This is a genomic window from Parvibaculum sp. (genome assembly GCF_035511255.1).
GTDB lineage: Bacteria > Pseudomonadota > Alphaproteobacteria > Parvibaculales > Parvibaculaceae > Parvibaculum.
In genome coordinates this window covers 1-1657 of the sequence record NZ_DATKFR010000161.1, presented here as the reverse complement: position 1 = coordinate 1657, position 1657 = coordinate 1, and the positions used below count along the sequence as shown (strand labels likewise).

The window sequence follows — 1657 nt, the reverse complement described above, 5'->3', positions numbered from 1 at the left end:
TGTCGCGCATCGCGAACTCGATGCCGGTCTTGTCGAAATCTGGGACCTCGAAGCGCCCGATACGCAGGACGAACAAAGCCCCTGGGATGCGCCGCTCGATTACATGACGGAGACGGCGCCCGCCGCGAAGCTTGCAAGGCGGATCGCGACGACGATCAGGCACTGGCTCGATACCAAGGAACCGCTGGTCGCGAAAGGCCGTCCGATCAGGCCTGGCGACATTCTGATCCTCGTCCGCCGTCGCAACGCCTTTGTCGCGGAAATGGTGCGGCATCTGAAGGAATTGAACGTGCCCGTCGCCGGCAGCGACCGCATGGTGCTGACTGAGCAGATCGCGGTGATGGACATGATGGCGGCGGGCGGCTTTGCGCTGCTGCCGGAAGACGATCTCAACCTCGCGACCTTGTTGAAGAGCCCCTTTGTCGGTCTCACGGAAGATGAACTCTTCGACCTCGCCGTGGACCGCAAGGGCACGCTCTGGCAGGCGCTTGCGCCGCATGCGGGCGAGCGGTCCCGTCTCGGTGAGGCGCATGCCTTTCTCGCATGGCTGCTTTCCCGCGCCGATTTCGACCGGCCTTACGAATTCTATGCCGAGCTCCTCGGCGCGCGCGGTGGAAGGTTGAAGCTTCTCTCGCGTCTTGGTCCCGACGCCAACGATCCGATCGACGAATTCCTCGCCCTCGCGCTCGATTTCGAGCGGCGTCATGCGCCGTCGCTGCAGGGCTTCCTGCATTGGGTCGAGCGCGGCGCATCGGAAATCAAGCGCGACATGGAGCAGGGCCGCGACGAAGTGCGGGTGATGACGGTGCATGGTGCCAAGGGCCTCGAAGCCGAGATCGTCTTCATGCCGGATACCTGCGCGCTGCCCAATGCGCGCCACGATCCGGCATTGCTCGAATTGCCGACGGAGCCGAAGCTGCTGCTCTGGCCGGTGCGCAAGAAGGACGAGGACGAGCTCTCGGCGATTGCGCGCGAGGCGCACAGGAAGGCGCAGGCCGAGGAATATCGACGCCTCCTCTATGTCGCGATGACGCGCGCCCGCGACCGTCTCTATGTCTGCGGCTATCGCGGCGAGGACGAACCCGGCGCCGAGTGCTGGTACAATCTCATCGCCGCCGCGTTGAAGCCAGAAGCGACAGAAATTCTTCTCGCCGACGGGAAGAAGATCTGGCGCATCGAAGGCGTACAGAAGCAGACGCCGAAGCCGGAAGCGGAGGCGGCGAGGGTCGATCTGTCGCCGCTGCCGGAGTGGGCGCGGGCGAAAGCGCCCCTTGAGCCCTCTCCTTCGCGCCCGCTCGCACCGTCGCGCCTGCCGCCCGAGGATGTGCCGGAGCCGCCCGCGCTCTCGCCGCTTGCCGGCGACACCACCGCACGCTATCAGCGCGGCCGCCTCATCCATCGCCTGCTGCAGACATTGCCCGGCATCGCGGCGGCCGACCGGGCGGAAGCCGCGCGCCGCTTTCTTGCCAGTCCCGCCCATGCGCTGGACGAGGCCCGGCAGGCCGAAATCGCCGCCGCCGTCTTCGCCGTGCTCGACGAACCGGCCTTCGCCGACATCTTCGGACCCGCCGGCCGCGCCGAAGTCGCCGTGGTCGGCCGCATCGAATTCGCCGGAAAGCCGACGCTCATTTCCGGCCAGATCGACCGGCTCTGCGTC

At 66.6% G+C, this 1657-nt stretch carries 1 protein-coding gene; it reads left to right on the top strand.

Going from position 1 to position 1657, the window contains the following annotated elements:
• The coding region (locus tag VMR03_RS05905) for a 3'-5' exonuclease (RefSeq protein ID WP_325403207.1) at window positions 1-1657 on the top strand (1657 nt) is incomplete at both ends.